Source organism: Azonexus sp., from assembly GCF_049652925.1.
Taxonomy (GTDB): domain Bacteria; phylum Pseudomonadota; class Gammaproteobacteria; order Burkholderiales; family Rhodocyclaceae; genus Azonexus.
Genome location: NZ_JBASFI010000023.1, coordinates 118,566 through 139,651 on the forward strand (window position 1 = coordinate 118,566; position 21,086 = coordinate 139,651).

The following is a 21,086-nucleotide window of genomic DNA, read 5'->3' on the forward strand; positions in this document are numbered from 1 at the left end:
TTATCATGAAATCCAGAGGTTTTTCACTTGTTGAGTTGCTGGTTGTCGTTGGGATAATGGCTGCCCTTCTGGGGTTGGTTTCGCCGAGCCTGATGGATTGGATGGTAAATCTTCGTATTCGCAATGCGACAGATGCGCTGCTGAATGGATTGCAGCAAGCGCGGCAGGAGGCGGTCCGGCGTAATCAGAGCGTGAGCTTCTGGTTGGTGACAAACGCAGCCGGGAATCCATCGGCACTTGACAATAGCTGCGCGCTGTCTGGGACGAGTGGCTCCTGGGTGGTCAGTGTCCGGTCTCCTGCAGGAAGCTGCAGTTCTCAGCCTTCAACGACGACAGCACCTATGATTGTAAGCACTCACCCGATTGGGGATGGTGTGAGCGGAGTTGCAGTTTCGGCGGTTCAGTCAGATGGCTCGACGAGTGCGACTACGGTTACGTTCAATGGTGTAGGCAGCGTTACCAATACTGCGGATCATATTGCCAGGGTAGATGTTGGGTCGTCTGTAAGCAGCACGAGGTATCGCAGCCTCCGCATTGAAATTACCGGGATCGGGGCGTTTCGCATGTGTGATCCTGCTGTTGCGAGTACCGACGCTCGTGCTTGCAAACTGTAGCCTTGGGGTGACTATGTTTTCACACTCGCAAATTTCAACTCATACACCCAAACAATATTTGTCTGGGATTTCGAGCCGATTGCAGCAGGGCTTCGCCATTCTCGAAGCAATGGTCGCCATCATGGTTTTTGCCTTGGGGATACTGGGGCTGGTGGGCGTGCAGGCGGCGATGACCAGAGAACAAACGGCCTCGAAAATTCGTGCGGATGCGGCCTATTTGGCAAGTCAACTGATTGGCGAGATGTGGGTAGATATCCCAAATCTTTCTCAGTATGCCAGCGGGAGTTGCAATGGTTACGCGAAGTGCGCAGATTGGTCAAACAAGGTCGCGGTCAATTTGCCATCAGGGTCGTCAACTGTCACTGTGGATGCTGCTACTGGTGATGTCTCCATCACGGTTATCTGGATAACGCCGGGTGGTGATGCGCATCAATACGTGACTGCAACGAGCATCGTTAAAACGGATGCCTAACATGAGCGCTAAATATCAACGAGGCTTGTTGCTCATCGAACTGATGGTTGGCCTGTTTATCGGTTTGCTGACGACGTTGGCCATTACGCAGGTGTTGTCATTGGCAGAAGGCCAAAGGCGCGCCGCAACTTCGGGTGGCGATGCCCAAGTCAGCGGGTCAGTGAGCCTTCATACCGTTCAGAGGGAATTGCGTCAGGCTGGATATGGTTTGGCTGACAATCTACGGGGCTTGGGCTGCCTGATTCAAGGTAGCTACGGCGGGAATGATGTGACCATGCGGCTTGCGCCTGTTCAAATTACCGATGGTGCCGGTGGGGCACCAGATTCAATTAGCATTCTGTCAAGTAACAGGCGAGGGGTTTCGGTACCTGTCCTTGTAACTGAGGACCATCTGCAGGATGGAACTTCCTTTCAGGTAAAGGGATCGTTTACGGTTGCTGTGAATGACTATCTGATTGCTGTTCCTACGGTATGGGACGTAACGCTAAAGGAATGGGTATGGGATGGAGCTAAGCAGTGCACTCTGTTCAAGGCAACAGCAACTACTACCACCACTATAGATCATGTGAACGTCAGTACCTATGCGCCTGCCGCTGGTTTCAATGCGAATAGTTACCTCTTGAACTTGGGGAGCTCTCTGAGATTGAGAACGTACGCTATCAACTCGAATGTATTGCAGATGACTGAGTTGGGTGCAGCCAATGCGCAGGATATCGCGCCAGAAATTGTCAATTTGCAGGCCTATTTCGGCAAAGATACGAATGGGGACAAGATTGTTGATGCTTATGACACGACAGCGCCAACGACCTCAGCGGGTTGGCAGCAGATAATTGCAGTTAGGGTTGCACTTGTTTCACGCAGCATGGAATACGAACGGGAAGAGGTTACTTCCAGTCTTCCCGAGTGGGATGTTGGTGCTGCGATTACGGTATCGGGAGCGGTCGATTGCGCCAGCGGTAGCGGTGGTAAGTGTGTTCAGGTCAAAGTGGATAACCTGACGAACTGGAAGCACTATCGATACAAGGTGTATGACACTCTCATTCCTTTGAGGAATATGCTGTGGAACTCCTGAACGTGCGTTCTGGCAAGCACCAACGTGGCTTGTCACTGTTATATGCCATGCTCGCCCTGGCAGCCTTGGCCATTGCAAGTATTGGGCTTATGCGTTCAGTCAGTATGAGCTCTACGGTGGCAGGCAATCTGAGTTTTCAGCAAGAGGCGACAGCGGCTGCAGATCAGGCGACACGCCAAGTCATTGCAACTCTTTATTCCAAAGTTAGTGGCAATTCTTCTGGGCTTGATAGCGATTTGGCCGATATCGGCTACTACGCCAGTACTGATGAATTGGTTGATGTGACGGGCTCACAACTGACGACTAACACAAGAAAATTGGTCAAGTGGACAAGTACATATTGCAGCGAGCAAAGCTCAGGTACATATGCCGAATGTACGAAGCAACCAGTTACTCTTGCCGGAAAGATCAATGGCAATACGGCTAGCTACATCGCTTTTCGGCTCTGCAACACAGATGGTCCTTCCGATTCCGGCACGATTAATTGCGCCCGCCCGCTAAAGGCTTCGACTACTTCTGGCACAAATGAAGTGCGTGACTACAGCTCAGGGACTGGTGTTAGCAAGAGTACCATTTTGCCCTACGTCCGCATTGTCGTCCGTGTTTCAGGAGCCAGGAATACGACCAGCTATACCGAGACTATTGTGCATTTCTGAGGGATACCCTCGAATTGGAGTTGTTATGACATCGCTCAAATCCCCCCGCCTGATGGCCGTGCTTCGGTTTGTTGCGGTTTGCTCGACAGGCTTGCTGGCTTCTATGTTGGTTGATGCTGCCAGTACTGATATCGCCAATGAGCCGTTGATAACAAAAGACAACATAACGGCCAAGCCGAACATTATGTTCATCCTGGATAGCTCGGGAAGTATGGATGGCGACTACATGCCAGATGACATGTGGGACAGCGGGTTGTACGGTTTCAGGACATCACAGTGCAATGGTTTGGCATATAACCCGAACTACACCTATAAGCCCCCGCTTGATTCAACTGGCACCCAGTATGCCGATTCCAGTTTTGATGCGGCTCCGGATGACGGCTATGTTTCCGGAAGTTCGACCACAGATCTCGCAAGGGCTGGCAATACCATATTGGGGCTGTCTTCCAATGTGACACCTGCTGTCGGGAGCCGAACTTTTAATATTAACTCTTCAACAATATATCTGACGGCGAATACCTTTGTGGTCGGAGAAACGATCACGCTTACGTCAGGTAGCTCTCGCAAAGTTACAGGCACGGTCACCTCCTGGAGCAGATCGACCGGCTCGGCTGGAACCTTAGTGCTCAATGTCACTTCGGCATCTGGTTCGACATCCAGTTCCTCATGGAAATTTGCGCATTATTTCGTCTACACCGGTAGCCAGCCTGCGATGAGCTGGAAATATACAGGTTCAGCGGGGAGTCTTGATACATCGACAACGTTCTATTCGGAATGCACTACGTCGACCAGTGCAGCAAGTAGTGTATTTAGTCTTGTAAAAGTAAGTGCAGCTTCTGCCGATGCCACTAACTATGCGAATTGGTACACGTATTACCGCAAACGTATTCTGTTGATGCGCACAGCAGTCGGTAGAGCTTTTTCGCCGTTGGACACTGGCTACAGAATCGGGTTCACTTCGATCAGGGATACCGGGATATCCGATGGCACAAATAATTTTCGCGATGTGAAGATATTCGATTCAACACAGAAATCCAATTTCTACAGCAGTCTGTATGGCGAGTCGGCAAGTGACTGGACTCCATTGCGCGCCTCGTTGAGCAAGGTGGGGCGATATTTTGCCAAGAAAATGTCTGGCCAGACCTATGACCCCATGGAGTATTCATGTCAGCGTAACTATGCCATTCTGTCGACGGACGGCTATTGGAATGCCAATATCGAAACAACAACTTATGCCCCTCTCAAGTTCGATGGAAGTACGTTGGTTGGCAACCAGGATGGCTCTGAAGTTCGACCTATGCACGATGGGGCCACTCCTATTTCTATTCTGACGCGCCAAGCGTTTCGGGTTAGGACGCTAAGCGTCTTTCGATGTGGTGGTACGCAATATCAGCTGACTGTCACAGATCAAACATCTAGCGACTCGGGCGTGAGTTATGTCAATGGAAATTCAGTTACAAGTTGTGTGCCTGGATCTACGGCGGTAAACGGCTCCACTGCAGCTGGGTTGGCGGGGACAACGACGCATAGCATTGCCGTTTCTGCGTCTGGGTATGCTGGTGGAAGCACGAATTCTCTGGCGGATGTTGCCGAGTACTATTACGCCACTGACTTACGTTCGAGTGTGTTAGGGAATTGTTTGTCGAGTACCTCGGGGACTAGTCGCGATGTATGCGAGAACAGTTTGAAGGGGGCTGACCGGGATGCCGCGACTTGGCAACATATGACTACTTACACCATCGGTTTGGGTGTCAGTGGTACCTTGGTGTACGATAAAAATTACCTGACGCAGACCTCAGGAGCATATAAAGACCTGACAAGCGGTGCTGTCTCTTGGCCTGTTCCGTATGACGGCGCAGGCGCGGTGAATATTGATGACTTATGGCATGCCGCAGTTAATGGGCGTGGCCAATACTACTCGGCACTCAATGCTGACGAACTCAAGAACGCGATCAATGGAGTCGTAACTTCAATTCAGGAAAAAGCCGGTGCGGCATCTGCTGCCAGTACCAATACCCTGGAACTGGTGGCAGGTGCGAACAACTATGTTTATCAGGCAAGCTATACGACATCAAGCTGGGTTGGCGACGTAAAGTCTTTCCAGATTGATGCGGCGACAGCTGTCATTTCCTCAACGTCCGAATGGTCGGCTCAGGCCTTGCTTGACGCGACCAGCGCAGCTAGCCGCCAGATATATTTCAACAAGAGCGGGACATTGACTAGTTTTGCTTATGGCAATCTCACGGCCGGGCAAAAGAGCTATTTTGATGGTTTGTGCAGCAAGACATTGGTCGCGTCGCAATGTTCGGGTTTGAATACGACAGATCTGGGTTTGGCAAACGATGGTACGAATCTGGTGGACTTCCTGCGGGGTGATCGGACCAAGGAAGGTTCGATATATCGTGCACGCAGTCATGTACTGGGCGATATCGTTTCGAGTACACCTGTCTATGTGGGGCCTCCGCTGTTTGGCTATACGGATACAGGTTATGCGGCATTCAAGGCTGATAGCGCGTCACGTGCCCATATGATTTATGTTGGTGCCAATGATGGCATGTTGCATGCGTTTTATGCATCTGGGGTTAATGCAGGAAAAGAGGCTTGGGCATTCATTCCGTCGGCTGTTATGTCCAATCTCTATAAATTAGCAGACAGTTCCTACGGATCGCGACATGCCTATTTCGTTGATGGCACCCCTGTCATCGGTGATGTCTATGTCGGCGGTGCGTGGAAGACAATTCTTGTCGGTGGGTTGAACGGCGGGGGTAAAGGATATTACGCGCTTGACATCACTACGCCGGGAAGTCCGGTTCTGCTCTGGGAGTTTACCGATACTAATTTGGGTCTGAGTTACGGAAATCCGATCATTGCCAAACGGACAGATGGTACGTGGGTTGTCGCACTTACCTCTGGTTACAACAATACGACTGGCGATGGGCAAGGGCATCTGTATGTGGTCGATGCAGGTTCTGGCAGTTTGTTGCTCGATATCTCGACGGGCGCTGGTTCTTCTGGAAGTCCCAGTGGTTTGGCCAAGATTAACGCATGGATTGCCGATAGTTCGAACAATACTGCGTTGCGTTATTACGGGGGTGACCTGTTGGGCAACCTCTGGCGCTTTGACATCGATAATCTCGTGCTTCCGCATCAGTCGGCGCAATTGCTGGCGAGCTTCACCACAGGTACGGGAACGGCGCAGCCGATTACCATTCCTCCCAGATTGAAAGAGGTGAATGGCAGCCCGGTCGTTATCGTAGGTACCGGGCGTTATATGGGGACTGGGGATATTACCGATACGACCACACAGACGGTGGCGGCATTCAAGGAAACAATGACCAACTCTGGTTGGGGTGATATACGTACCAACGCGACTATGGTTCAGCAAACATATACGGTTGCTATTGGTGGGGCGACAGTTGGTTCATCGACAACTTCAGTAGACTGGACGGCCAAAAACGGGTGGTGGTTTGATTTGCCTACTTCGGGGGAGCGGATCGTTACTCCTCTGGCCTTGGCTGGAAATACTCTTTTTGCCGGATCGGCCTTGCCAAACGGAGATGCTTGCGTATCGGGCGGCGCTTCTCGGCTCTATACAATCAATTTACTGAGCGGCTCTGGAACCGGAGAGGCTTTCAGCAATCAATACTTGATCGTTGGCTTGACGGTCGTAACTACTTCGGATGGTTCAACCAAGGTTCTGGTCAAGGATAGCAGCGGCGTCACAACGCCGAAGTCTGCTGGCCCCGGCGGTGGTTCTGCTGGAGCGTCTTCACGTCGGACATCGTGGCGAGAGCTTATCGACTAATTATGTCCTTGTTCAGCCCCGCCACGAGCGGGCGGGGTAGGCTGACAGTAGCGTTCGCAGCATCGATTTTTGTGCATGGTTTCGCACTTGGGTATTGGTGGGGAGATATTTGGTTACTACCGACATCCAAATGGCCTGCAGCGACTGCCCGTGGTGATCGTCTGATGGTCCTTCTGGACTCTCGTCAGGTCCCTGAAACTTCCTTCGTGAAGGAGAATGAGGCGCGTGTCTCAGAGATCCTTGTTCAACCAGAAGCGACCCAGAAACCGTCTTTCAGCGAGCAGCGTGGTGAGCGAGGAGGGGTGCCAGCGCCCGATGAGTTTTTGACCAAGGAGCGTCTTTCTGTTTCTGCTCAGCCTCTAACTGATATACAAATCCCGTGGCCTCCTGGTCTCCCGGTGATGGGGGTTAAGAGTGCCGTGTTCACAATATTTATCGATGAATTGGGAATTGTTAGAGAGGTTGTTCCGGATGGGCATACTCTGTCGCCGATCATGGAGGCGGTGGCTCGAGACGCCTTCTTGGCAGCAGCTTTTCGACCTGCATTGCTCAATGGTCGGGCAGTCAAGTCCATGAAGCGAATTGAGGTTGAATTTGAATTTTTACCCATACAGGAGCCTCCGGATATTCCGGAAGTCGTTAGTAACAAAGAGCTTTTATAGCGCCAATTTCGTAGTGGTGGTTCTTTGAGTTGTGATCAGGAACAATTGCTTGCTGCGGCGTTGTTTTTGTAAGATAATCCATGGTTTTACTGACTTGTAGAGATTCCTCCTATGGCAAACAGCGCACAAGCACGCAAGCGCGCCCGTCAAGCTGACGGGCAGCGTTCCCATAACGCCAGCCTGCGTTCGACCCTGCGTACCGCTATCAAGCGTGTTCGTCAGGCGATCGAAGCTGGTGATAAAGCCGCCGCTCAAGGCGTCTTCCAGCAATCCGTTGCGGTTCTCGATCGCATCGCTGACAAGAAGATTGTTCACAAGAACAAGGCTTCCCGCACCAAGAGCCGTCTGTCTGCTCAGATCAAGGCACTTGCTGCTGCCTGATTAGCTGAAGGCTTAAATAAAAATGGCGCCTTTGGGCGCCTTTTTTGTTTTCGCGGTTTCGGTTGTTTGTTTTATTTTTCCAGCGAGCAGACGCCGTCGATGATTTGCAGATCATTGTCCTGGGCGAAGTTGAGCATGAAGCGGTAGGCCATCGGTTCAATTTCGCCGAGGCGACCGTCGACGAAGACTGCTTTTTCGCCGTTGTAGTCGCCCGGGCCGACGTATGGGGAGTATTTCATCTTGCGCTCGGCGCCGAAGGCTGACATGACGCCGCACAGGCGCTCTGCCCAGTCACTGGGGCGGAACTTCTTGCCTTGCTTGGTGAGGCCAACAATGATGAATGTGGTCGAGTCTGTAGTTGTCATTGTTCTAGTCTGCGTTGGGCGATGCGACCTTGCGTTGGCGAATTCTAGCAGAAGCCCGAAGCCTTTCCATAATTATGGCGCATGGCCGCTTGGGCTGGCGTGCGCGGGTGTTTTTGCCGTTCTATACAAGGTCTTCCTTTTGACCTAAAATTCAGGCCTCTGTTGCTCTTGCGGGGTGCTCGCCCGTCGAGTGGCGATCATTCCGGCGGCGATGACCGCCGTTTTCGTTTTTTGGGGTTGCCTCATGTCGCATGTCATGAATACCTATGCCCGGTTGCCGGTGGCTTTCAGCCATGGTCAGGGTTGCCGGATTACAGATACCGAGGGCAAGGAATACCTGGATGCGCTGTCCGGGATTGCTGTTTCCACGCTCGGTCATGCCCATCCCAAGCTGGTGTCGGCGATTGCCGAGCAGGCCGGGCGCATGTTGCATACGTCGAACCTTTATCAAATTCGCGAGCAGGAGTTGCTGGCCGACAAGCTTGCGGAGATTTCCGGCATGCAGGAGATTTTTTTCTCCAATTCCGGTGCAGAAGCCAACGAGGCAGCGATCAAGTTGGCTCGCTTCTATGGCCACAAAAAGGGAATTGAGAATCCAACCGTGATCGTCATGGAAAAGGCTTTCCATGGACGGACGATGGCGACGCTTTCGGCAACCGGTAACCGCAAGGCGCAGGCAGGCTTTGAGCCGCTGGTTTCTGGTTTTGTTCGTGTTCCCTATGATGATCTGGCGGCGATCAAGGCGGTTGCTGAGCATAACCAAAATATTGTTGCGGTCATGCTGGAAATTATTCAGGGTGAGGGTGGTATTCACCTGGCTTCTCTTGAATATCAGAAGGCGTTGCGCCAGTTGTGCGACGAGCATGGCTGGTTGCTGATCTGTGACGAGGTGCAATGCGGTATGGCGCGCACCGGAAAGTGGTTCGGTTATCAGCATTCCGGTATACAGCCTGATATTGCGACGCTGGCCAAAGGTTTGGGTTCAGGGGTGCCGATAGGTGCCTGTATGGCTGGTGGCAAAGCGGCCGGCCTGTTCGGGCCGGGAAATCACGGCTCGACTTTTGGCGGCAATCCGCTCGTTTCCACTGCCGCACTGACGACGATTGAAACAATCGAAGCAGAAGGTTTGATGGCTAATGCCGAACATATCGGCTTATTGATTCGCTCATCGATGGCCGAGGCGCTTGCCGGTACGGCTGGGCTTGTTGAGATTCGCGGCCATGGTTTGATGATCGGTATCGAACTCGACAGACCTTGCGGTGAACTGGTCGGTAAGGCTTTGGCTGCGGGCCTGTTGATTAACGTGACGGCCGACAAGGTTGTTCGCTTCCTGCCGCCGCTGATTTTTAGTGAAAATGATGCCCGGGAACTGGTTGACCGGTGCGCCCCCCTCATCAAGGATTTTCTGGCGGCCTAAATCATGGTGATCAAACACTTTCTGCAGTTCAAGGATTTCACGCGCGACGAGCTTGAATATGTTTTCGAGCGGACGCGCTGGATCAAGAACCAGTTCAAGTCTTACCAGAAGTACTGGCCGCTTAGCGACCGGACGCTGGTGATGATTTTCGAGAAGGCCAGCACGCGGACGCGCCTGTCCTTCGAGGCGGGCATGCAGCAGTTGGGTGGCTCGGCGATCTATCTGAATACGCGCGACTCGCAACTGGGTCGCGGCGAGCCGGTCGAGGATGCGGCGCAGGTTATTTCGCGGATGAGCGATATTGTGATGATCCGCACCTTCGAGCAGGACATCATCGAGCGCTTTGCCGCCAACTCCCGGGTGCCGGTGATCAATGGGCTGACCAACGAATATCACCCCTGCCAAATCCTGGCTGATATCTATACCTATATCGAGCATCGCGGCTGCATTCAGGGCAGGACGGTTGCCTGGGTCGGCGATGCCAACAATATGTGCAATACCTGGCTGCAGGCGGCTGAGGTGCTGGGTTTCAATGTTCATGTCTCGACGCCGCCGGGTTACGAGATCAACGCCGATCTCGTTGGCAAGATCGATCCGGCGCGCTTCAAGGTCTTTGCTGACCCGATGGATGCCTGCCGGGATGCCGATCTGGTGACGACCGATGTGTGGACGTCGATGGGCTTCGAGGCTGAAAACGAAGAGCGGATCAAGGCCTTTGCCGACTGGTGCGTTGACGGTGACATGATGCGCGTGGCCAGCAAGGATGCCCTGTTCATGCATTGCCTGCCGGCGCATCGTGGGGAGGAGGTCACTGCCGAGGTGATCGACGGGGCGCAATCAGTGGTTTGGGATGAAGCAGAAAACCGTCTGCATGTGCAGAAGGCGTTGATGGAATATTTGCTGTTGGGCCGTATTCAAAGTTGAGCGGCGCGGTTAATCGATACAAGGGAACGGAAATGAGCGACATCAAGAAGGTTGTGCTGGCATATTCGGGTGGTCTGGATACCTCGGTCATCCTCAAGTGGTTGCAGGATGTATACAAATGTGAAGTGGTCACTTTCACGGCTGACCTCGGCCAGGGTGAAGAGCTGGAGCCGGCGCGCGCCAAGGCGCTGAAGGCGGGCATCAAGCCGAAAAATATCTACATCGACGATGTGCGCGAGGAGTTCGTCCGCGACTTCGTTTTTCCGATGTTCCGTGCCAATACCGTTTATGAAGGCGAGTACCTGCTCGGTACCTCGATTGCTCGTCCGCTCATCGCCAAGCGTCTGATCGAGATCGTCAATGAAACCGGTGCCGATGCCATCTGCCATGGCGCGACCGGCAAGGGTAACGACCAGGTGCGTTTCGAGCTCGGTGCCTACGCGCTGAAGCCGGGCATCAAGGTCATTGCGCCGTGGCGCGAGTGGGATCTGATGTCGCGTGAGAAGCTGATGGCCTATGCCGAGAAGCATGGCATCGAAATCGACATGAAGCACAAGAAGGGTGGCTCCCCCTATTCGATGGATGCCAACCTGCTGCACATTTCCTACGAAGGCCGCCATCTCGAAAACCCGGCAGCCGAAGCCGAGGAGTCGATGTGGCGATGGACCGTGTCGCCGGAGAAGGCACCGAACAAAGCCGAATACCTCGACCTCGAATTCGCCAAGGGCGACGTTGTCGCCATTAACGGCAAGAAAATGAAGGCGCACGAAGTGCTCGGCACGCTGAATGAAATCGGCGGCAAGCATGGCATTGGCCGTCTCGACCTGGTCGAGAACCGTTACGTCGGCATGAAGTCGCGCGGCTGCTATGAAACCCCGGGCGGAACAATCCTGCTGCGTGCTCACCGCGCCATCGAATCGGTGACGCTTGACCGCGAAGTTGCCCACCTCAAGGACGACCTGATGCCGCGCTACGCCAGCCTGGTGTACAACGGCTACTGGTGGAGCCCGGAGCGCAAGGCGCTGCAGGTGCTGATCGACCATACGCAAGGCAGCGTCAACGGCTTGGTTCGTCTGAAACTCTACAAGGGCAACGTGATCGTCGTCGGCCGCGACTCTAAGACTGATTCGCTGTTCGATTCGACTATCGCCACCTTCGAGGACGATGCCGGCGCCTACGACCAGCGCGATGCTGGTGGTTTCATCAAGCTCAATGCACTGCGTTTGCGTATCGCAGCCAATCTCGCTGCGAAGAAAGCGGGCAAGCCAGTCAAGCCAGCTGCTGCCAAGAAGACTGTGACGGCAAAGCCAGTGGCTAAACCTGCAGCAAAGGCCGCTGTCAAACCGGTTGCCAAGGCTGCCGTCAAGAAGGCTGCAGCCAAACCAGCAGCGAAGCCAGTGGTCAAGGCTGCTGCCAAGCCGCTGGTCAAGCCGGTTGCAGCCAAGGCAGTGGTCGCCAAGGCCGTGAAAGCACCAGTCAAGCCAGCGGCCAAGAAGCCGGCTGCCAAGAAGAAGGGTTAATCGATGGAGGGCGGCACCGTATTCGGGCTGAACGAAGAACAGATCGCAGATTTCTTCTCGACCTGGGGTGTAGGTGCCTTCATCCTCTTCATGTTGTTCATTATTGGCGAGATCGCCTACAAGTCGAAGGCGGGCAAGACGGGCACGTTCGTGCTCTTCTTTGTCTTGGCATTCGGCATGGTCGGCTTCATCGCCAAATCAGTCATTCAGAAAATCTGGGGTATGTAAATGTCGCAATACGACAATGTTTCCGTGGTCAAAAAGGCCAATGTTTATTTCGACGGCAAGTGCGTCAGCCACACCGTGGTGCTGGCCGATGGCACGAAGAAGACGGTGGGCGTAATTCTGCCGGCCAGCCTGACCTTCAATACCGGCGCACCGGAAATCATGGAAGGCGTGGGCGGTTCATGCCGCGTCAAGCTCAAGGGCGAAAATGAATGGAAGAGTTTTGGCGATGGCCAGTCTTTCAATGTGCCGGGCAATTCCAGCTTCGAAATTGAAGTGGCTGCCGGTGACGCTTACCACTACGTCTGCCATTTCGGATAATCATCATGCCAAGCTTTGACTTCACCTCCGAAGCGGACATGGTGGCGTTGAAGAACGCCATCGATGTCACCTCACGCCAGATCGACAATCGCTACGACTTCAAGGGCACTACCGCCAAAGTTGAGCTCAACGAGAAGGACAAGGTCATCACCCTGTGGGGCGATTCAGACTTCCAGCTTGACCAGATCAAGGACCTGCTTTTCCCGGCCATGGAAAAGAAGGAGAAGGAAAGCGTCAAGCGTCTGGATCATCAGAAGATCGTCAGCGTCTCCGGCAACAAGGTGAAGCAGGAAATGAAGATCAAGGACGGGATCGATAGCGATCTGGCCAAGAAGATCGTCAAGCTGGTCAAGGATGGCAAACTCAAGGTTCAGGCCGCGATTCAGGGCGAAACCGTGCGTGTCACGGGCGCCAAGCGGGACGACCTGCAGGGCTGCATTGCGCTGATCACCAAGTCGATTACCGATTTTCCGATCAAATACGGCAATTTCCGGGATTAAGCACACTTCCACGGTCTACCGTAAAAAACGGGCAATAATGAAAACGGGCTGTACGCAGCCCGTTTTCTATTGGAGCCAGCGTATCAGCGAGCCAGGCCCCTGATCCACACCGAATAGAGCTGTTCCGACAGCTGGCGCATGACCGGCAATTTGGTTGATATTTCAGCCAGCATGGTTTCCGGTGTCTGGGCGCTGGGCAGGTCGGCGACGGCAATCGCTTCGTCGGCCCACTGCTCGCACCACGTGGCAATCATCTCCGGCGTCATTTCGACATGGCATTGCATGCCGAGGTGCGGGCCGAGGACGAACATCTGGTTGGCGCAGTAGCCGTTGGCCAGCAAGCGCGTGGCGCCGGTCGGGATGCTGAATGTCTCGCCGTGCCACTGGAAAACCGTGCCGCTCTGGCCGGCGAAATCACCCAACCAGTGGCGGGCAATGGTGTTGTCTTCGCCATGGGCGCCACTCCAGCCGATCTCCTTGACGGGATTGCGCGTGACCTGCCCGCCGAGTGCCTTGCTCATCAGTTGCCCGCCGAGGCAATGGCCGATGACCGGGATGTTTTTCGCCACAGCTTCTCTGATCAACGCGCAGACCGGGTCTATCCACGGCAGCGGATCGTTGACGCTCATCGGACCACCCATGAAACAGAGGCCGGAAAAGGCGTCAACCGTGATCGGTACTTCAGCACCCTCGTCGAGGGCAATCAGCGTCCACGGAATGCCTTGCCGCTCAAGGAATATGGCAAAATAGCCCGGACCTTCAGTGGGGGAGTGGCGAAAGATGGCGACAGGGTGCATGGCGGCGTTGGGGTTCGGAAAAGTGAAGCGTCATTTTACGCTGCTTGCGCTGTTGGCGTTGCTGCTGCCAGCCACAGGAATGGCACAGGATGTCGGGCTGGCCGGGATCATGGGCAGCAAGGCGATGCTCATGATCAATGGTGGCGAGCCGCAGGCGGTACCGGTTGGCAAGACGGTGGATGGGGTCAAGTTGGTCTCCATTCAGGATGATCAGGTGATCATCGAGGCGGGTGGGCGGAAACGACCATTGCGCGTCGGACAGCACGCCATTGGTGTTGGCGGTGGCGAGGGTTCGGACAAGATCGTCATGACGGCCGATGTTCAGGGGCATTTCTATACCACCGGAACGGTAAACGGCACCTCCGTGCGCTTCGTCGTCGATACTGGCGCCACCTCGATTGCTCTTGGCCCGAACGATGCCCGGCGCATTGGCCTGGATCTCCGGCAGGGGCAGCGTGGCCTGACGAGCACGGCAAATGGAACTGTGGTTGTTACACGCATACCGCTAGATACAGTGAGAATTGGCGGTGTCACCATGCACAATGTCGAGGCGGTGGTGTTGCCGACAGAAATGCCGATCGCCCTGCTCGGCATGAGTTTTCTGAATCGCATGGAAATGCAGCGCGATGGCAGTACCATGACATTGAAAAAAAGATTCTAGGAGAGAGAAATGCCCCAAAAAGATCAGGAAATAGCCTTGTTGCGTGACGAACTGGAAATGCTCATGGGCGAACGCCAGGCGCTGTTGCGCGTGGCCGGCGCATCGGCCGTCATGATTGCCAGCATGGACAGCAAGCGCTTGCCGGTCGGTGCCATCGAGTCGGCCGATCTGGTCGCAACTACCATCAACGACCTTTCCGAAGAAACCCTTCAGGATGCGCTGTCTGCGGTCAACGCTGAAATCGAGGAAGATTCCAAGGCCGCATGACGCTTGATCTGGAGCGCCTGCGCGCCAGCCTGTTATCCGAACCGCTGAGTGGGCATTTTGTCCAGGAAGATGGCGTCGATGACCAGCCGCTAACCCCGGCCGCGGTGTTGTTTCCGATCGTTCTGCGCGATGACGGGCAGACGGTGCTGCTTACGCAGCGGACGGCGCATCTCCGGGATCATGCAGGGCAGATCAGCTTTCCCGGTGGGCGGGTCGAGGCCGAGGATCTTTCGCCATCGCACACCGCCTTGCGTGAAACCGAAGAAGAAATTGGCCTGCCACGCGAACGCATCGAAATTCTCGGCTTTCTGCCTGAATACAGGACCGGAACGGGCTTTCGCGTCACACCCGTTGTCGCGTTGGTCCTGCCACCGTTCGACTTGCGGCCCGACCCGTTCGAGGTAGCCGAGGTCTTCGAAGTGCCGCTCGCCTTCCTGCTCGATCCGGCCAATCATCAACAGCATTCGTTGCATTACCGCGGCGCGCTTCGCAATTACTTTGCCATGCCCTACGGCGACTATTTCATCTGGGGCGCCACCGCCGGCATGATCCGTTCGCTGAGCGAGCGTCTTGGCCTTCTCCACGGTTCTTGAGCTTGTGGTATCGTGGCGCTTTACTACATGAAAATAAGCCGAATACGGCAATCATCGGCACCCCATGAGTCTTCTCTCGCTCATCGCAGTTTTCCTCCTCGAGCAACTGCAACCTCTTGATTATCGCCGCATCGTCGCCGAGCCTCTCGGCGCATGGGCTGATTTCATCGAATCCCGCTTTAACGCCGGTGCCTACCGGCATGGCGTGCTGGCCTGGTGCCTGGCCGTTCTGCTGCCGGTGGCTCTGCTCGCTGTTGCTTACGGCCTGCTCTATTCCCTGAATCCACTCTTCGGCTGGGCGCTCAATGTCGGCGTGCTGTACCTGACCATGGGCTTCCGTCAGTTCAGCCACCACTACACCGAAATCCAACTGGCCTTGCGCCTGGGCGACCTTGAGCGGGCCCGCCTGTTGCTCGCCGAGTGGCAAGGGATATCGACCTACGGCCTCGGCTCGGAAGATATTGCCCGGCTCTCCATTGAGGGCGCACTGGCCGCCTCGCATCGCCATGTCTTTGCTGTCGTGCTGTGGTTCGTTCTATTGCCAGGCCCTTGTGGTGCGCTGCTCTACCGGTTGTCGGCCGTTGTTTGTGACCGCTGGAATGCCAGAAACATGGCTCAGGAAAGCGATTTTTCCGCATTCTCGCGGCTGGTTTTCGGTATCATCGACTGGCTACCCTCCCGGACTACGGCTGCGGCCTTCGCCATCGTCGGTGACTTCGAGGATGCGGTTTATTGCTGGCGTACCCAGCCGGCGCAATGGCCTGACCGCGATCTGGGGATCGTCCTCGCGGCCGGTGCCGGCGCCTTGGGTGTCCAGCTGGGCCGGCCGGTCGTTGATGGCATTGAGGTGGCTGATCGGGCCGAACTGGGGCTGGGCGATCCGGCTGATGTTGATTTCATGCAAAGTGCCGTCGGCCTCGTCTGGCGAGCTACTGTGTTATGGATGTTGTTGCTGTTTTTGTTAGGGCTTGCCACGTTGGTGGGCTGAATAATTCTTACAGGAGATTTACATGAGCAGAGATGTCGTCGTTCTAAGCGCAGTTCGTTCCCCTATCGGCGCGTTTGGTGGTGCCCTGGCTGACTTTGAAAGCACCGAACTTGCTGGCATCGTCATGAAGGAAGCTATTGCCCGCTCCAATGTCGATCCGCAAGCCATCAATTACGTTACCGTCGGCACCACGATGCCGACTGATTCCCGCTACGCTTACGTTTCCCGCGTTGCCTCCATTCAGGCTGGTCTGTCGATGGATTCCGTCGCCATGCAAGTGAGCCGCCTGTGCGCCTCCGGTCTGCAAGGTATCGTTACCACCGCCCAGAACATCATGCTGAGCGATGCCGACTACGGCATTGGCGGCGGCGTCGAAGTCATGTCCAAGGCTGCTTACCTGATGCCGTCGCTGCGTTCCGGCGCCCGCATGGGTGACACCAAGGCCATCGACTCCATGGTTGCCGTGCTGACCGACCCGTTCGGCGTTGGCCACATGGGTATCACCGCTGAAAACCTTGCTGCCAAGCACGGCTTCACCCGTGAGGATCAGGATGCCTTCGCTGTCGAATCCCAGCGCCGTGCCGCGGCTGCCATCGATGCCGGCTACTTCAAGTCGCAAATCGTGCCGATCGTCAAGCAAACCCGCAAGGGCGATGTCGTGTTCGACACCGACGAGCACCTGAAGCGTGGCACGACCATGGAATCGCTGGCCAAGATGAAGCCGGCCTTCAAGAAGGACGGTACCGTCACCGCCGGTAACGCCTCCGGGATCAACGACGGCGCCGCCTTCTTCGTGTTGGCTGCGGCCGATGTTGCTGCCAAGGCTGGTCAGAAGGCCATGGCCCGCATCGCCGGTTATGCCGTCGCCGGCGTGCCGAACGACATCATGGGCGAAGGCCCGATCCCGGCCACCAAGCTGGCCCTCAAGAAGGCCGGCCTGACCCTGGACCAGATGGATGTCATCGAATCCAATGAAGCCTTTGCCGCTCAGGCCCTGTCCGTTTCCAAGGTGCTCGGTCTCGATCCGGCCAAGACCAATCCGAATGGCGGCGCCATCGCCCTTGGCCACCCGGTCGGCTGTTCCGGTGCATTCATCGCCACCAAGGCGCTGTACGAACTGGAACGTATCGGTGGCAAGTACGCACTGGTCACCATGTGTATCGGTGGCGGACAAGGTATTGCGGTCATCTTCGAACGCGCCTGATCGCTTCGGCGTTTCAGTTGTACAGAAACCCACCGGAGCGATCCGGTGGGTTTTTTTATTGCACCAGTTTGAAATTGCCCCGCACTGTATTGGGGCATTCCCTTGCGCAATGAGATTGTAATCTACTGATTTTGTGCGCTTTTGTTCCGTGGCATGGAACCTGCTGAATTAGCGCTGAGAGCATCCTCAGCGACGAGTCCAATATGAATTTCTATAACGAAATGATGGACGCCAACGGTGGCGTCCGAGCTCACTATCAGGGTTACGATTCATGGCTCAAGGCGACGCCGCCTGAGCGAATCGCCCGCAAGCGAGCCGAGGCCGATCTGGCTTTTCACCGGGTCGGCATCACTTTTGCCGTCTATGGCGAGGAAGCGGGCAAGGAGCGCCTGATTCCGTTCGACATCATTCCCCGCGTCATTCCATCGGCCGAATGGAAATCCCTGCGTTCTGGGCTACGCCAGCGCGTCAAGGCGCTCAACATGTTCCTGCATGACGTCTATCACGATCAGGAAATCCTCCAGGCTGGCAAGATTCCGGCCGAGCAGGTACTGAACAATGCCCAGTTCCGGCCGGAAATGATGGGTGTCGATCTGCCGGGCAATATCTACGCGCACATCGCCGGTGTCGATATCGTCCGTGCCGGCGAGGGCGAGTTCTACGTGCTCGAAGACAATCTGCGTGTGCCGTCCGGTGTCTCGTACATGCTTGAAGACCGCAAGATGATGATGCGTCTCTTCCCCGAATTGTTTGCCAAACACAAGGTGGCGCCGGTTCAGCACTACCCGGACATGCTGCTCGAAAAGCTGCGCGCCGTGGCGCCGAAGGGTGTGTCGAACCCGACCGTCGTCGTGCTGACGCCGGGCGCCTACAACAGCGCCTATTTCGAACACACTTTCCTGGCCCAGCAGATGGGTGTCGAGCTGGTCGAAGGCCGCGACCTCTTCGTCAAGGACGAGGTGGTCTACATGCGCACGACGCAGGGCCCGCGCCGCGTCGATGTCATCTACCGTCGCCTCGATGACGACTACATGGATCCGCTGGCTTTTCGCGCCGATTCGTCGCTCGGCGTACCGGGCATCCTCAAGGCCTATCAGGCCGGCAATGTCACGCTGTCCAACGCCATCGGCACCGGCGTCGCCGATGACAAGTCGATCTACCCGTATGTGCCGGACATGATCCGTTTCTACCTCGGCGAGGAGCCGACGCTCAACAACGTGCCGACCTACATGTGCCGCAAGCCGGATGAACTCAAGTACGTCCTCGACAACCTGGCCAAATTGGTCGTCAAGGAAGTCCATGGCGCCGGTGGCTACGGCATGCTGGTCGGCCCGGCGTCGACCAAGGAGCAGATCGAACATTTCCGCCAGTTGCTGATCGCCAAGCCGGACGGTTACATCGCCCAGCCGACGCTGGCCCTGTCCAACTGCCCGACCTTCGTCGAGGAAGGCATCGCGCCGCGCCACCTCGATCTCCGTCCTTTTGTGCTGTCCTCGGGCGACTGTGTGGACATGGTTCCGGGCGGCCTGACTCGCGTTGCGCTGACCAAGGGCTCGCTCGTCGTCAATTCGTCGCAGGGCGGCGGTACCAAAGATACCTGGGTTCTGGAGGATTAAGTCATGCTGAGTCGAACTGCCGATCACCTGTTCTGGATGTCGCGCTACATCGAGCGCGCCGAGAATCTTGCCCGTCTGCTGGATGTCACTTGGCAGATGTCGCTGGTGCCGCAATCGCTGGACGCGATCAACCAGAGCTGGGCCGCCATCATTGCCCTGAACAGCCTGGAAGAGGCGTACGCGAAGAAGTATTCCACGGTCAACGGGGAAAATGTCCTGAAATTCATGGTCAGCGACCCGGACAATTTCGCGTCGATACACAGTTGCCTGCGCCTTGCTCGTGAAAACGCCCATGCCGTGCGCGGCACGCTGACCACGGAAATGTGGGAAACACTGAATTCGACCTGGCTCGAAGCACGCGAAAAGACTTTCGATCAGCTCTTCAATGCCGGCATCGGTGATTATTTCGAGTGGGTCAAGATGCGTTCGTCGCTGTCACGCGGTACGACGCTGGGCACCCTGCTGCAGGATGAGGCTTATCACTTCATCCGCCTTGGCACTTTGCTCGAACGGGCCGACAACACGGCGCGCATCCTCGACGTCAAATACCATGTGCTGCGTCCGCAGGGTGACGAGGGGGCGACCGATTTCTACGAATGGGGCGCGCTGCTCCGTTCAGTCTCGGCTTTCGAGGTCTATCGCAAGGTTTACCGCGACGTCATCACGCCGGAGCGGGTCGCTGAACTGCTCATTTTCAACAAGGACATGCCGCGTTCGCTGCAGTTTTGCCTGAACAGCGTAGTCAAGAATCTTGATCTGGTCGCCAACAGCAATTCCGGCGAAACCCAGCGCCAGGCCGGGATGCTGCATGCCCATCTGCGTTTCGGGCGCATCGAAGACATCCTTGAGCACGGCCTGCACGAGTGGCTCAGCGACTTCATGGATCGCATTTATCTACTCGGTAACGGCATCAGCAAGGATTTCCTGGTGCCGACGGAAGAGGCGGCTTAAGCGCTCCTTGCCTCGGGCGCGATCCCGAGAATTACTGCAACAAGCTTCGGCGCCCGTTCATTCCGGCGCCGAAGTGCTTTTCCGGTCGTCCTTTCAGTCGTGTTGCAGACGCCAGCTGGCGAGTGCCTCGAGCGCATCGTCGAGCGTCGTGATCAGTTCGGCGTCGCTGCTCTTGGCAATCCGGGCGACGCCTGATCCGCCGACCCACAGCGCCGTCGCGGCCGGCAGGATCCGCCGCAGTTGTTGCAGCAGACCGGGAATCTGCCGTGGCGGAAATGCGCCGGAAAAGGAGAGGGCGACGATGTCGGCTTGATGGGCCTCGGCGGCGCGGCCGATTTCGAGCAGCGGCATTTGCGTGCCGAGCGGAATGCACTCCGCGCCCTCCAGCGCAAACAGGGCTTCGACCATCAACAGGCCAAGGACGTGCTGCTCTTCCGGCACGCTGGTGAGCAACACGCGTGGCCCGCGCGGGCCGCCGGGAAGGGTGGCGATGGCCTGACGCAACAGGCGCTTGGTCAGCTCGGTATACAGATGCTCCTCAAAAACCTCGAAGCTGCCGTCTTCCCAGTTTTCGCCGACGCGCCGTGTCAGCGGAGCGACCGTGTCCTGGACAAAACGCTGCAAACCCTGCCGGGCCAGACGCTGCTGCATGGCCTGCTGATAGGCAGCGGCATCATGCTGTTTGATCAGGGCGAGCAATTCGCCCAAATCGCCATCATCGCCCGAAGTATTCGTTGTCGCCGGTTTTGACCGGCGCGAGGTCAGCGCACCGAGTTCTTCCTGCGGCGTCGCGATCAGCTTGCCGGGCCGATGCCCGAGGTCCATCAGGCGTTTTATCTGGCGCAGACGGTCGACCTGCTCGGCCGGATAGCAGCGTTCCCCATTGTTGTCACGGCTGGGCACGGGAAAGCCGTAGCGACGTTCCCACATGCGCAGGACGTCCTTGGAGAGCCCCGTGTCGCGCTCGACGGCGGCAATATTAAAAGTGGCGGTATTCATATTTGTCCTGAACAAATGTTAGACAAACCGTTGACAAGTGATTCTTTGGTGGCTATCTTACGAACAAATGTTCTAT

The 21,086-nt window shown here is 55.9% G+C and carries 22 protein-coding genes and 1 pseudogene; 20 read left to right on the forward strand and 3 right to left on the reverse strand.

What is annotated here, in order from left to right; all coding sequences use genetic code 11:
• Positions 1–5 precede the first annotated feature (5 nt).
• The 7 genes from WBK19_RS11840 (at position 6) to rpsT (ending at position 7,662) form a co-directional block, all read left to right on the forward strand.
• On the forward strand, positions 6–614 hold the full coding sequence (locus tag WBK19_RS11840; RefSeq protein ID WP_511290089.1) for a GspH/FimT family pseudopilin: 609 nt from the start codon (positions 6–8) through the stop codon (positions 612–614).
• The gene (locus WBK19_RS11845) at positions 568–1,086 is read left to right on the forward strand and encodes a type IV pilus modification PilV family protein (RefSeq protein WP_511290097.1); all 519 of its coding nucleotides are present in this window, start codon (positions 568–570) and stop codon (positions 1,084–1,086) included. The genes WBK19_RS11840 and WBK19_RS11845 overlap by 47 nt, the downstream gene beginning before the upstream one ends.
• A 1-nt stretch (position 1,087) precedes the next feature.
• On the forward strand, positions 1,088–2,158 hold the full coding sequence (locus WBK19_RS11850; protein ID WP_511289943.1) for a PilW family protein: 1,071 nt from the start codon (positions 1,088–1,090) through the stop codon (positions 2,156–2,158).
• A complete protein-coding gene (locus tag WBK19_RS11855) occupies positions 2,146–2,814 on the forward strand; it encodes a hypothetical protein (protein WP_511289945.1) in 669 nt (222 codons plus the stop codon). The genes WBK19_RS11850 and WBK19_RS11855 overlap by 13 nt, the downstream gene beginning before the upstream one ends.
• A 25-nt stretch (positions 2,815–2,839) precedes the next feature.
• On the forward strand, positions 2,840–6,619 hold the full coding sequence (locus tag WBK19_RS11860) for a pilus assembly protein (RefSeq protein WP_511289947.1): 3,780 nt from the start codon (positions 2,840–2,842) through the stop codon (positions 6,617–6,619).
• 164 nt (positions 6,620–6,783) lie between these two features.
• A complete protein-coding gene (locus WBK19_RS11865) occupies positions 6,784–7,281 on the forward strand; it encodes a hypothetical protein (RefSeq protein WP_511289949.1) in 498 nt (165 codons plus the stop codon).
• A 111-nt stretch (positions 7,282–7,392) separates the two neighbouring features.
• The gene (rpsT, locus tag WBK19_RS11870; protein WP_011288763.1) at positions 7,393–7,662 is read left to right on the forward strand and encodes a 30S ribosomal protein S20; all 270 of its coding nucleotides are present in this window, start codon (positions 7,393–7,395) and stop codon (positions 7,660–7,662) included.
• Positions 7,663–7,733: 71 nt separating this feature from the next.
• On the opposite strand, the gene WBK19_RS11875 is transcribed toward rpsT, so the two are convergent.
• The gene (locus tag WBK19_RS11875) at positions 7,734–8,027 is read right to left on the reverse strand and encodes a DUF3579 domain-containing protein (protein WP_226400796.1); all 294 of its coding nucleotides are present in this window, start codon (positions 8,025–8,027) and stop codon (positions 7,734–7,736) included.
• Between the two features lie 244 nt (positions 8,028–8,271).
• On the opposite strand from WBK19_RS11875, the gene WBK19_RS11880 reads away from it, so the two are divergent.
• The 6 genes and pseudogenes from WBK19_RS11880 (at position 8,272) to WBK19_RS11905 (ending at position 12,934) form a co-directional block, all read left to right on the forward strand.
• Complete coding sequence (locus WBK19_RS11880) at positions 8,272–9,444, forward strand: aspartate aminotransferase family protein (RefSeq protein WP_511290091.1); 1,173 nt, start codon at positions 8,272–8,274, stop codon at positions 9,442–9,444.
• Positions 9,445–9,447: 3 nt separating this feature from the next.
• Positions 9,448–10,368 carry an ornithine carbamoyltransferase gene (argF, locus tag WBK19_RS11885; protein WP_511289951.1) on the forward strand — a complete coding sequence of 307 codons (921 nt, stop codon included), beginning with the start codon at positions 9,448–9,450 and terminating at the stop codon, positions 10,366–10,368.
• Positions 10,369–10,400: 32 nt separating this feature from the next.
• A pseudogene (locus WBK19_RS11890) lies at positions 10,401–11,624 on the forward strand (argininosuccinate synthase); the annotation flags it as partial.
• Between the two features lie 267 nt (positions 11,625–11,891).
• Positions 11,892–12,116 carry a DUF2788 domain-containing protein gene (locus WBK19_RS11895; RefSeq protein WP_511289953.1) on the forward strand — a complete coding sequence of 75 codons (225 nt, stop codon included), beginning with the start codon at positions 11,892–11,894 and terminating at the stop codon, positions 12,114–12,116.
• A complete protein-coding gene (gene ppnP, locus WBK19_RS11900; protein WP_511289955.1) occupies positions 12,117–12,434 on the forward strand; it encodes a pyrimidine/purine nucleoside phosphorylase in 318 nt (105 codons plus the stop codon).
• A gap of 5 nt (positions 12,435–12,439) precedes the next feature.
• Positions 12,440–12,934, forward strand: coding sequence for a YajQ family cyclic di-GMP-binding protein (locus WBK19_RS11905; RefSeq protein ID WP_226400792.1), 495 nt, complete (start codon positions 12,440–12,442; stop codon positions 12,932–12,934).
• 83 nt (positions 12,935–13,017) lie between these two features.
• Here the strand turns inward: WBK19_RS11905 and WBK19_RS11910 are convergent, their stop codons facing one another.
• Entirely contained in the window at positions 13,018–13,731 is a 714-nt protein-coding gene (locus WBK19_RS11910) for a type 1 glutamine amidotransferase (protein WP_511289957.1), read from the reverse strand.
• A gap of 22 nt (positions 13,732–13,753) precedes the next feature.
• Here WBK19_RS11910 and WBK19_RS11915 point away from each other — a divergent pair, with 22 nt between their 5' ends.
• The 7 genes from WBK19_RS11915 (at position 13,754) to WBK19_RS11945 (ending at position 20,011) form a co-directional block, all read left to right on the forward strand.
• Positions 13,754–14,392, forward strand: a complete 639-nt coding sequence (locus WBK19_RS11915) for a retropepsin-like aspartic protease family protein (RefSeq protein WP_511289959.1) — start codon at positions 13,754–13,756, stop codon at positions 14,390–14,392.
• A gap of 9 nt (positions 14,393–14,401) precedes the next feature.
• Positions 14,402–14,659 carry a hypothetical protein gene (locus WBK19_RS11920; RefSeq protein ID WP_226400788.1) on the forward strand — a complete coding sequence of 86 codons (258 nt, stop codon included), beginning with the start codon at positions 14,402–14,404 and terminating at the stop codon, positions 14,657–14,659.
• Positions 14,656–15,252: a CoA pyrophosphatase gene (locus WBK19_RS11925; RefSeq protein WP_511289961.1), complete on the forward strand. Its 597-nt coding sequence runs from the start codon at positions 14,656–14,658 to the stop codon at positions 15,250–15,252. The genes WBK19_RS11920 and WBK19_RS11925 overlap by 4 nt, the downstream gene beginning before the upstream one ends.
• A 64-nt stretch (positions 15,253–15,316) precedes the next feature.
• Positions 15,317–16,240 carry a CobD/CbiB family protein gene (locus WBK19_RS11930; RefSeq protein ID WP_511289963.1) on the forward strand — a complete coding sequence of 308 codons (924 nt, stop codon included), beginning with the start codon at positions 15,317–15,319 and terminating at the stop codon, positions 16,238–16,240.
• A gap of 22 nt (positions 16,241–16,262) precedes the next feature.
• The gene (locus WBK19_RS11935) at positions 16,263–17,444 is read left to right on the forward strand and encodes an acetyl-CoA C-acyltransferase family protein (RefSeq protein WP_511289965.1); all 1,182 of its coding nucleotides are present in this window, start codon (positions 16,263–16,265) and stop codon (positions 17,442–17,444) included.
• A 203-nt stretch (positions 17,445–17,647) separates the two neighbouring features.
• The gene (locus tag WBK19_RS11940; protein WP_511289967.1) at positions 17,648–19,060 is read left to right on the forward strand and encodes a circularly permuted type 2 ATP-grasp protein; all 1,413 of its coding nucleotides are present in this window, start codon (positions 17,648–17,650) and stop codon (positions 19,058–19,060) included.
• A gap of 3 nt (positions 19,061–19,063) precedes the next feature.
• A complete protein-coding gene (locus WBK19_RS11945; protein WP_511289969.1) occupies positions 19,064–20,011 on the forward strand; it encodes an alpha-E domain-containing protein in 948 nt (315 codons plus the stop codon).
• Between the two features lie 93 nt (positions 20,012–20,104).
• Here WBK19_RS11945 and WBK19_RS11950 read toward each other — a convergent pair whose 3' ends face one another.
• Complete coding sequence (locus WBK19_RS11950) at positions 20,105–21,010, reverse strand: MerR family transcriptional regulator (RefSeq protein ID WP_511289971.1); 906 nt, start codon at positions 21,008–21,010, stop codon at positions 20,105–20,107.
• Between the last annotated feature and the right edge of the window lie 76 nt (positions 21,011–21,086).

What these genes read in the sequence shown, in the direction of transcription:
- WBK19_RS11840 (WP_511290089.1), top strand. Translation starts at nt 6, where the DNA reads ATGAAATCCAGAGGTTTTTCACTTGTTGAGTTGCTGGTTGTCGTTGGG.
- WBK19_RS11850 (WP_511289943.1), top strand. Translation starts at nt 1,088, where the DNA reads ATGAGCGCTAAATATCAACGAGGCTTGTTGCTCATCGAACTGATGGTT.
- WBK19_RS11860 (WP_511289947.1), top strand. Translation starts at nt 2,840, where the DNA reads ATGACATCGCTCAAATCCCCCCGCCTGATGGCCGTGCTTCGGTTTGTT.
- WBK19_RS11865 (WP_511289949.1), top strand. Translation starts at nt 6,784, where the DNA reads ATGGTCCTTCTGGACTCTCGTCAGGTCCCTGAAACTTCCTTCGTGAAG.
- rpsT (WP_011288763.1), top strand. Translation starts at nt 7,393, where the DNA reads ATGGCAAACAGCGCACAAGCACGCAAGCGCGCCCGTCAAGCTGACGGG.
- WBK19_RS11875 (WP_226400796.1), bottom strand. Translation starts at nt 8,027, where the DNA reads ATGACAACTACAGACTCGACCACATTCATCATTGTTGGCCTCACCAAG.
- WBK19_RS11880 (WP_511290091.1), top strand. Translation starts at nt 8,272, where the DNA reads ATGTCGCATGTCATGAATACCTATGCCCGGTTGCCGGTGGCTTTCAGC.
- argF (WP_511289951.1), top strand. Translation starts at nt 9,448, where the DNA reads ATGGTGATCAAACACTTTCTGCAGTTCAAGGATTTCACGCGCGACGAG.
- WBK19_RS11895 (WP_511289953.1), top strand. Translation starts at nt 11,892, where the DNA reads ATGGAGGGCGGCACCGTATTCGGGCTGAACGAAGAACAGATCGCAGAT.
- ppnP (WP_511289955.1), top strand. Translation starts at nt 12,117, where the DNA reads ATGTCGCAATACGACAATGTTTCCGTGGTCAAAAAGGCCAATGTTTAT.
- WBK19_RS11905 (WP_226400792.1), top strand. Translation starts at nt 12,440, where the DNA reads ATGCCAAGCTTTGACTTCACCTCCGAAGCGGACATGGTGGCGTTGAAG.
- WBK19_RS11910 (WP_511289957.1), bottom strand. Translation starts at nt 13,731, where the DNA reads ATGCACCCTGTCGCCATCTTTCGCCACTCCCCCACTGAAGGTCCGGGC.
- WBK19_RS11920 (WP_226400788.1), top strand. Translation starts at nt 14,402, where the DNA reads ATGCCCCAAAAAGATCAGGAAATAGCCTTGTTGCGTGACGAACTGGAA.
- WBK19_RS11925 (WP_511289961.1), top strand. Translation starts at nt 14,656, where the DNA reads ATGACGCTTGATCTGGAGCGCCTGCGCGCCAGCCTGTTATCCGAACCG.
- WBK19_RS11930 (WP_511289963.1), top strand. Translation starts at nt 15,317, where the DNA reads ATGAGTCTTCTCTCGCTCATCGCAGTTTTCCTCCTCGAGCAACTGCAA.
- WBK19_RS11935 (WP_511289965.1), top strand. Translation starts at nt 16,263, where the DNA reads ATGAGCAGAGATGTCGTCGTTCTAAGCGCAGTTCGTTCCCCTATCGGC.
- WBK19_RS11940 (WP_511289967.1), top strand. Translation starts at nt 17,648, where the DNA reads ATGAATTTCTATAACGAAATGATGGACGCCAACGGTGGCGTCCGAGCT.
- WBK19_RS11945 (WP_511289969.1), top strand. Translation starts at nt 19,064, where the DNA reads ATGCTGAGTCGAACTGCCGATCACCTGTTCTGGATGTCGCGCTACATC.
- WBK19_RS11950 (WP_511289971.1), bottom strand. Translation starts at nt 21,010, where the DNA reads ATGAATACCGCCACTTTTAATATTGCCGCCGTCGAGCGCGACACGGGG.